Source organism: Acuticoccus mangrovi, assembly GCF_016411865.1.
Taxonomy (GTDB): domain Bacteria; phylum Pseudomonadota; class Alphaproteobacteria; order Rhizobiales; family Amorphaceae; genus Acuticoccus; species Acuticoccus mangrovi.
Window position 1 is genome coordinate 1 of record NZ_JAEKJA010000049.1, and the last position, 9,585, is coordinate 9,585.

At 64.6% G+C, this 9,585-nt stretch carries 2 protein-coding genes and 1 pseudogene; 1 reads left to right on the top strand and 2 read right to left on the bottom strand.

Going from position 1 to position 9,585, the window contains the following annotated elements:
- Window positions 1-157 precede the first annotated feature (157 nt).
- Window positions 158-6,115, top strand: coding sequence for a DUF3320 domain-containing protein (locus JCR33_RS24555; RefSeq protein ID WP_198884790.1), 5,958 nt, complete (start codon window positions 158-160; stop codon window positions 6,113-6,115).
- 34 nt (window positions 6,116-6,149) lie between these two features.
- Here JCR33_RS24555 and JCR33_RS24560 read toward each other — a convergent pair whose 3' ends face one another.
- Together JCR33_RS24560 and JCR33_RS24565 are read right to left on the bottom strand one after the other, a co-directional pair.
- Window positions 6,150-9,275, bottom strand: coding sequence for a type I restriction endonuclease subunit R (locus JCR33_RS24560; RefSeq protein WP_198884791.1), 3,126 nt, complete (start codon window positions 9,273-9,275; stop codon window positions 6,150-6,152).
- A 51-nt stretch (window positions 9,276-9,326) separates the two neighbouring features.
- A pseudogene (locus JCR33_RS24565) lies at window positions 9,327-9,506 on the bottom strand (helix-turn-helix domain-containing protein); the annotation flags it as partial.
- Window positions 9,507-9,585: the final 79 nt, after the last annotated feature.

The following is a 9,585-nucleotide window of genomic DNA, read 5'->3' on the forward strand; positions in this document are numbered from 1 at the left end:
TGCTTACGCCAGCTGTCCGGTCGAAATGGGGGGCACTTCAGAAGTGTTGCGATCCGCTCGCCGCGGTTTGAAGGCATGCTTGACTTGGCGTCACATTATTGCCCCAATCCAACGCGCGAAAAGTTCCATTCCACTGGACGAACGAGCGACGATAACTATGACCGAACAGTCCGCTCACGATGGCGAGGCGAGCGTTAGCACGCTGTCTTTGGACTTCGATTCAATCGGAAAGGTCAATTTCGCTGCGGCGCAGAATGATGTTGCGGTCATTCATCAATTGATTTTGAAGAATGGGACATCGGAGGCATTTGAGAAGCTGACTGTCCGTTTGACTGCGGTGCCACCGGTCATTCGTCCTCGGACATGGCAGGTGGACCGTATCGGTCCGCAATCCGAAATCGCGCTTCGCAATCTCTCGACCACATTCGACCTCGAGCGTCTCGGTGGGCTCAATGAGGCGGAGCGGGGGGAATTGCGATTAGAGGTGGAGACGGGCGATGCAACAATCCTCGATGAATTTCGGCCCATTCGAATGCTCGCCCGCGACGAATGGGGGGGTATCAGCGAGATGGCCCAGCTTCTCGCGGCATTCGTCTCCCCGTCCCATTCAGCAGTCGCAGAGCTCCTGAAGGAAGCGTCCCGTGTTCTGGAGCGGCCGGGCCACAGCGGTTCGCTGGAAGGATACCAGTCCGGTGATCCGCAGCGCGTCTGGTTGCTTGTTGGCGCGATTTGGTCAGCCGCAACGGCGCTGGGGCTGACGTACGCTGAACCGCCCGCGTCCTTCGAGCGCGAGGGGCAAAAGGTTCGCGGGCCGGGCCGCATCCGCTCCGAGGGATTGGCGACATGCCTCGACAGCGCCTTGCTGTTGGCCGCAGCTTTCGAGGCCGTCGGTCTCAATCCGGTCGTGCTGTTCTCGAAGGGGCATGCGTGGCTCGGTGTGTGGCTGGTCAAGCGCGATTTCGGAGCCGTCACGGAGCCAGATGTGGTGGCCGTGCGGAAGGCCGTGCAGTCGCGCGAGTTCATTGCAATCGAGACCACCTTCCTCACAAGGCGGCCGACCATCGGACTGGCCGAGGCTGTGGACGAGGGCGGGCGACTTCTCGCCGAAGAGCGTGAGCACGAGTTCGAGGTTGCGGTCGACATCGCCCGCTGCCGGGCCGCCAGAATCTATCCGCTCGCATCGCACGCCCCTCCCGCCGCAGAGGCCGCTGCGGACGACAATGTGACTGCGGCGCCACTGCCGAAACCGCTCGACTTCGCCGCATTGCCGAGTGAAGAGGTCGAGGAGGCGCCCGACACCGCCCTCGGACGGGTTGAGCGCTGGCAGCGCAAGCTCCTCGATCTGACGCTTCGCAATCGTCTCCTCAACTTCGTTTCGAGCGGGCAGACCGTGCCCCTGCTGTGCCCCGATCTGCCGACGCTGGAGGATCGACTGGCGAACGGCGAGCGGTTCCAGGCCTATGCGCTGCGTGAGGACGATCCGCTCGGGATCCGCACGGTGACACCGCAGGAACGCGACCGGATCGAGGAGGGTGCTGCGGCAGACGCGTTTGCCCGAAACCAGATCGCGATCCCGCTCACGTTGAAAGAAACAGACGCGCGCCTTACCGCGCTGTTCAGGCGGTCCCGCAGTGACATGCAGGAGGGAGGGACCAATACCCTCTTCCTCGCGGCTGGCTTCCTGCGCTGGCGGAAGAAGGAAGGGGACACGAAGAGTTACCGGGCGCCGCTGCTCCTCATCCCCGTCAAGCTGGAACGTCGCTCGGCACAATCGAAGTTCAAGCTCGCCCACCACGAGGACGAAGTTCGATTCAACTCGACCTTGATCGAGTTTCTCAAGCGTGATTTCGATCTGCGGCTGCCGGAGCTGGAAGGTGATCTGCCCACCGATGAGAGCGGGATCGACGTTCCGCGTATTCTGGAGATTATGCGCCAGAAGGTGCGGGATATTGCAGGGTTCGAGGTTGTCGAGGACTTGGCGCTCGCCACTTTCTCCTTCTCGAAATACCTGATGTGGAAGGATCTTGTCGATCGTGCCGATGATCTCCGCAAGAACGACCTTGTCCGGCACCTGATCGACAATCCAACGGAAGCCTTCGATGCCAACGCCCCGGCAGCGATCGAGCCAGCCGACATGGACCGCCAGGTTGATCCGGTCGGGCTTATTACGCCGCTGCCCGCAGACAGCTCCCAGCTGGCCGCGGTGGTCGCGGCCGTTGAAGAGCGGAATTTTGTGCTTGTCGGCCCGCCTGGGACGGGCAAGAGCCAGACGATCACCAACATCATCTGCCAGTGCCTTGCCAGTGGGAAATCAGTGCTCTTCGTGGCCGAGAAGGCGGCTGCGCTGGATGTCGTTTATCGCAATCTGACGGGGCAAGGGCTGGGCGACGCCGTCCTCGAGCTGCACTCGAGCAAGACGGATCGCAAGGCAGTCCTGTCCCAACTCGGACGGAACTGGGATCGCGCGGCAAGTGTTGAGGGCGGGAGGTGGATCGAGGTCACTGACCAGATCAGGATGCGCCGCGATCAGCTAAACGCCTATGTCGATGCGCTGCACCGCAAGGGAACCCAAGGTTTCAGTGTATTCGATGCGATCGGATGGCTGGCTGCGGCGCCAAGCGGACCCGTATTGTCCTTCGCCTCGAAAGATGCGCACGGCGCCGAGCGCTTCCATAAGCTCGTCGAGATTGCAGAGGAACTTGTTCGCACGCGCTCGATCGTGCGGGAGGGGCCCCGACTTGATGCCGTTGCCGCGACGGACTGGTCGTTTGCCTGGGAGGCAGCCTTCTTCGAGGCGACCGACGTCCTCGCCGCGACACTCGGCGCCTGGCATGCCAGCTACCGCAAGACCTGTAGCATCTTGGGTCTGCGGGTGGGGCCCGATGCCATGCCGGAGCATAGGCCCCTTCTGCGGGCACTCTCGGGCCGGCTCGACGATGCGGCGTTGGACCTGACGCGGGTCCCCGACATCGAGGAGCACAGTCTCCTGAAGGCGGCAGCCGACTGGGAGACGGAACACGCGGAACTCGCCGAGGCGCGCCACGGCACGTCCGTGCGCTACTCGGACGATGCGGTACGGCGGCTGCCGGTCGAACAGCTCGATGGTGAGTGGCGCGAGGCACAGTCGAAAATCTGGCCGTTCTCGTGGCTCGCCAAGGGCAGGGTGCGCCGCTTGCTGGCCACCTATGGCGAGGGCGGACGGCCCGACCCGGGTCAGGACCTCGGCCGGCTGTTCCAGATGCAGGCCCGCCTGCAATCCCTCGCCGACAACCCGATGTCGATGGCCGCCGAGGGTGCCGCGGACGGGGCGCGGATGATGACGGTCGTGAGGCAGGCCCTGGAGTTCCGGAGGGCGACCGCGCTCGTGTCTTCCGATGTAGACCAACCGGGGCGATGGTCCGCAGCTGTGGCCGATCTTGTGACCGGGCGGGACAGCGAGGCGCGACGAGCTCTTGCCGAGCACCGGAAGGTCGAGGAGCGGGTCGAGCAAGCGGCACGGAAGTTTGTCGAGGCGGGCGGTCGGCTGGACGAGGAGGGCGACGTGGTGGCCTGGTCCGAGGCCGTGCTGACCCTGCAGCAGAACCGCTCCCGGGTTGCCGACTGGACGCGATGGCTGGAGGCGCGCGGGGCCGCCGAGGCGGCAGGCCTTGGGCCATTCGTGGCGCTTGTGGAGAAGGATGACGCGGGGGACGATGCCGCGCTGTCCCTGCGACGCGCTTATGTTCGCTGGTGGCTTCCCCTTGCACTCGACGCGAGCGATGAGCTCCGGCGTTTCGCCTACTGGGATCACGAGGAGAAGATCAGGGCTTTCCGGGCCATCGATGAAGAGGCCGCGAAGATTGCTCCGTCCGAAATCATGCGGCGGATCGCGCATGGGCTGCCGGCGCGGGACGGTGTGCCGCGCAACTCCGAACTCGGCATCCTGCGGCATCAGCTCGGGCTGAAGCGTCCCTCCGTTTCGGTGCGGATGCTCTTGTCGCAAATGCCTGAAACATTGCCGAAGCTCGCGCCCTGTGTGCTCATGTCGCCGCTTTCGATCGCGCAATATCTTCCTGCGGGGAGCCAGCCGTTCGATGTGGTGATCTTCGACGAGGCCTCCCAGATCACCACCTGGGATGCCGTCGGAGCCATCGCTCGCGGGCACCAGACCATCGTCGTGGGCGATCCGAAGCAACTTCCTCCGACCAATTTCTTCGGCCGCTCGGATGATGACGATGACAGCGGAGAAGCCGCGCACGAGAAGGATATGCCGTCGATCCTCGACGAGGTGACGGCGGCCGGCATTCCGACGCGGCACCTCGACTGGCACTATCGCAGCCGCGATGAGAGCCTGATCGCCTTCTCCAACCACTTCTTCTACGACGGACGTCTCGTGACGTTCCCCGCGCCTGCGACCGGGGCGGGCGCCGTTCACCTCCACAAGATCGACGGCACCTACGCGCGGGGCAAGGGCCGCACGAACGAGAAAGAAGCCCGGGCGGTCGTGAAATTTATCCGCCGCCGCCTTGCCGAATGGCTAGAGCGGCCGGAGGAAGCGCGCCCATCGCTCGGCGTGGTGACGTTCAACGTCCAGCAGCAGGGCCTCATTATGGACCTCTTGGACGAGTTACGGCGTGAGGATCCACGCCTGGAGTGGTTCTTTGAGGATGAGCGTAAGGAGGGTCTCATCGTCAAAAACCTGGAAAATGTTCAGGGCGACGAGCGCGATGTCATCCTGTTTTCCATCACTTTTGGTCCCGACCTCGCCGGCAAGCCCTCGATGAATTTTGGTGCCCTCAACAACGAGGGTGGCGAGAAACGCCTCAATGTTGCCGTCACCAGGGCACGGCAGGAAATGCACGTGTTCTCGTCGATCACGGAAGACTGGATCGATCGTGATCGGACCCGGGCGAAGGGGGTCCACGATCTCAAGGCCTTCCTCGACTACGCCGATCGGGGCGCGCTTGCCCTGCCGGCCCGCGAAGAGGGCTCGTTGGGCCCGGCGGACAGCCCCTTCGAGGAGGCCGTTGCCGACGCGCTGCGCGCACTGGGATGGGATGTGCGCACGCAGATCGGCGTGTCCGGGTTCCGCATCGATCTTGGCGTCGTCAATCCGGATCGGGCGGGATCATACCTCGCCGGGGTCGAGTGCGACGGCGCGCAGTATCATTCGTCTGCGACTGCACGCGACCGCGACAAGGTACGCCAGTCCGTCCTCGAGCAACTCGGCTGGTGCATCCTGCGGATCTGGTCGACCGACTGGTTCAAGAATCAGGCTCAGGTCGTGAAAAGGATCCACGATCAGCTGTCAGAGCGGCTGGAAGCCGATCGAAAGGCGCGGACGGCGGCAGCCGGCGCTAGCGGACCCGAGGAGGACGCAGCGTGGGAGTGGTCGACTCCGGGGGAACCGGCCGAACACCTCGTGGCCTTGCCACCCGCGGCCACCGAGCTGGACATGCCGGAGGCGTGGAGCCTGCCAGCCCCTGACGAAGCCGCGGCGGACCGGGTCACCTTCCGCGATATGCCAGCGCTCCCGGCACCCGCGGACGTGGCCTCCGATGCGGACGTTGATCGCCCCGGTCCTGGTGTTGCTTCCGGTGGAGGGGGCCCGTCCCTCCCGGTGCCCGGCGTCGATCCCGGGATCGTGGCTGGCGCGCCGGAGCCGCGTGCCGATGACCTCGATGCGACGCGCTTCTTCGAGCCGGACTACAAGCCCGTTCTGGAGCAGCTGGTTTTCGAGATCGTGGCACAGGAGGGCCCGCTCCCCCTCGCGCTGGTCGCCCGGAAGGTCTCCCTGCGCCATGGATGGCAGCGCACGGGCCCCCGCATTTCGGCACAGGTCATGGAGTGCCTCGCCCGCGTCGTCCTGCACGAGGAGTTCGATGGGCCGTTCGCGTGGACGCCGGACGCGGTGGCGGAAAGGGTGCCGTTCAAGGGGTTGGGGGATCGCTCGATCCGCGAGGTTTCTCGGACCGAGATCGCAGCCGTCATCGACCAGAATGCGGAAAGCCTTGCCTCATCGGATGATCCGACACTCGAACTCGCACGATACCTTGGAATCGGCCGGCTCAGCCGAGATGCGAGGGGCTATCTCGATCAGTGTCGGGCATGGCGGGAGGAGACTGCCGCAGTATAACCGGACGCGTTGGCGGACGGGAGGCTGGGCGACTTCACTTCGCTGCTTGCGACGACGGGCGGTGGTGCTCGGCCGTGGTCCGCAGCTTCGACCATATGCCACCTCTGATCAGGGCATCCTTCAGGCCGGCGCGAACGCTTTCCTCGCCAAGGACCTGCCGGACCATGTCGGTAAATTTTGCGTCCGTATCCATCACGGCGTTCATGATCTCGTCCGACAGATCGGGAGAGTTCGCGAACTGGGCCTCATTGTTATGGCGAGCCTGCTGCTGGAGCGTTTCGGAGCCGAGGACGGATGCTTCCACACCTTCGTAGAAGGCGATCTTGTGCTCTTCGGTGAGGTCGCCGCTGAAGAGGTCGTTCACCCTTTCGATGATGTCCTCGAGGCGTACGCGCTCCTTCTCGCGCAGCTGGCCGGTTCCGGCCTCGGTCGGGGCGCGCAGGCCGGACCCGCCTCCCATGTCCTCCGGCGTTGCCGCGGTGCGGCCCTTCGATTTCAGGTGATGGTGGGTCAGGACGACCTTGGACAGGTCCACGCCTTCGCGTTCCCGCCCGAATTCCAGCAACGGTGCGAGGCGCCGGTAGAAGATCGAGCGCTTTTCGATATCGGTGCTGGCGTAGTCGAAGATCTGCGACAGGAAGCTGTAGAGGCGCACGAAGAGCTGTATGTCCGACTTGAACGCGATGAGAGCGTCCAGCGTCTCCTTGGCCTCCTTCTCGTCGTGCAAATGCCCGGATCGTTGCGCCGCCTCCAGCGAAGTCTGTGCGGCCTTGAAGCGAGTGAGGAGCCGGTCAGCAACCGGGTTGATGGCCCGTTGCAGATCGCCCTGGGTGACACGGTCCCCCGCCTCGTAGCGCACGACGACGCCTGCAACGCGGTCCACCTCGTGATTGTCGTAATAGCCGAGGGCGTCGAGCTTGGCGCGCAGATCGTAGATGAGCTCAGGGTTGGACGCTTCGGCGAGCGTCGCCTCGCCATGGTAGGTGGCAAAGGCGCTGAGGACCTCGCTCCAGCTGTCCGAGAAATCGAGAACGTACGTCGTGTCCTTGACGATGTTGCCGTTGTTGTAGGCGCGGTTCAGGCGGGAGAGGGTCTGCACGGCCTGCACGCCGGCAAGGCGGCGGTCGATGTACATGGCGCAGAGCAGCGGCTGATCGAAGCCCGTCTGGAACTTGTTGGCGACAAGGAGGATCTGGAACGGGTCGGTGTTGAACGCCTCCTTGATGTCCCGTCCTCTGAGGTCGGGATTCAGGATCTCGCTCTTCTCGGTCACGCTCTCGAGGCCGCTTTTGGGGTCATTCACCTCGCCGGAGAAGGCCACGAGGGTGCCGATGCCGTAGCCGTTCTCGCGGATGTACTTGTCGATCGCGAGCTTCCAGCGCACCGCCTCCTTGCGTGACTGGAGGACCACTATCGCCTTGGCCTTGCCATCGAGAAGGCCGGCCACATTGGCGCGGTAGTGCTCGACAATGATCTTCACCTTCTGGGCGATGTTGTGCGGGTGGAGGCGGACCCACTGCATCAGGCCGCGGGTGGCGGCATCGCGCTCCACGTCCTCGCTGGAGATCTCCTTGCCCTCCTGGCTGAGGCGGAAGGCGAGCGCGTAGGGGGTGTAGTTCTGGAGGACGTCGAGGATGAACCCTTCCTCGATCGCCTGCTTCATCGAGTAGACGTGGAAGGCGCGGAGCGGGCCCTTCGGGTCGGCCGGGTCGGGGCGGCCGAACAGCTCCAGCGTCTTGGCCTTCGGGGTGGCGGTGAAGGCAACGTAGGTTATCCCGCTCTGGCTTGCGCGGGCGCCCATCTGGGCTGCAAGGATCGCCTCGGTGTCGATCTCGCCCGTCTCCAGTGCCTCGCGGTCCTCGGCGGAAAGGAGCTGCTTCAGCTTCTGCGCGGCCTGCCCGGTCTGGGAGGAGTGGGCCTCGTCGGCGATCACCGCGAACGTCTTGCCCTCGGTGGCGGCGAGGCGCTGGACCTCCTCCAGCGCGAAGGGGAATGTCTGGATGGTGCAGACGACGATCTTCTTGCCGCCTCCCAGCGCTTCGGCGAGGGCCGCGCTCTTCGAGCCACTCTCGTCGGTGATCGTCTCCACGACACCCTGGTTGCGCTCGAAGCTGCGGATGGCGCCTTGAAGCTGCCCGTCGATCACCCGGCGGTCGGACACGACGATGACCGTGTCGAACACCTTCCTGCTCGACGCGTCGTGAAGATCGGCGAGGAAGTGGGCCGACCACGCGATGGAGTTGGTCTTGCCGGACCCCGCCGAGTGCTGGATCAGGTATTTCCGCCCGGGCCCTTCATCGAGGACGGCGGCGACGAGGGAGCGTGTCGCATCGAGCTGGTGGAAGCGGGGGAAGATCAGCTTGGTGATCGCCTCCTTCCTGTCCTTCTCCGCGATCATGTAGCGGCCGATCAGCTCGAGCCAGCTCTCGCGCTCCCAGACGTCCTGCCAGAGGTAGGCGGTGGCATGGCCGGAGGGGTGGGGCGGGTTGCCTGCACCACCGTCGTTGCCGCGGTTGAAGGGGAGGAAGGTCGTGTCTTTGCCGGTGAGCTTCGTCGACATGAACACCTCGCGGTTGCTCACCGCGAAGTGGACGAGGGCCCCGTTCGGGAAGCCGAGAAGCAGCTCGTTCTTCGGGGGGCGGTCCAGCCGGTACTGGTCGATCGCGTCGCCCACGGCCTGGGCATTGTCCGTCTTCAGCTCGACGGTCGCCACCGGAATGCCGTTGAGGAAGAGGACGAGGTCGAGCGCGTTCTCGTTCGACGCGGAGTAGCGTACCTGCCGCACGACGCGAAGGCGGTTGGCACGGTAGCGGGCCATGATGTCCGGGTTGGTGGCGAGGGCCGGCCTGAACTCGGCAAGCCGGATCGCCCCGACGCCCACCATCTCGATGCCGTGGCGCAGGACGTCCAGCGTGCCGCGGGCATTGATCTGCTTGCGCAGGCGGTCGAGCAGCGTGTCGAGTCCTTTGGCGACGCCGGGGCGGGTGATCGCCTCCCACGCCTTCGGCTGTGTCGCCTCGATCCAGGCGGCGAGGTCATCGGGGAAGAGGGCGCGGGCTCGGTCGTAGCGGGCATGGTCGCCCTCGGCATAGAGCCAGCCGTTGGCTGCGAGGTGGCCGCAGATCTCGTCCTCGAAGCGGATTTCGTGGTGGAGCGTCATGCGGCTTGCCTTTCCTCCCTCGCCCTCTAAGGAAAGCGAGAGGCCTTATCCTTACCTTACGAACAGGCCAAGGTAATGTTCAAATGCATAGGCGCGCCATCGTTGCTGCCCGGTAATTTCCCGCAGGATGCCGAGGTCGATGAGGTCGCGGATGATGGCGTTTGCCGTCGGGCTCGTCACGCCGACTTCGCGCTCGATGTCGGAAGCGGACACGATGGGGTTGCGATAGAGGTGATTGAGGGTGACGCGCGCATTTGCCGAGCGGCGCCCTAGGCTGCGGACTCAATCAGCACCACCATCGGATGATGAT

Coding starts and splice junctions, on each gene's coding strand:
- JCR33_RS24555 (WP_198884790.1), top strand. CDS start 158: ATGACCGAACAGTCCGCTCACGATGGCGAGGCGAGCGTTAGCACGCTG.
- JCR33_RS24560 (WP_198884791.1), bottom strand. CDS start 9,275: ATGACGCTCCACCACGAAATCCGCTTCGAGGACGAGATCTGCGGCCAC.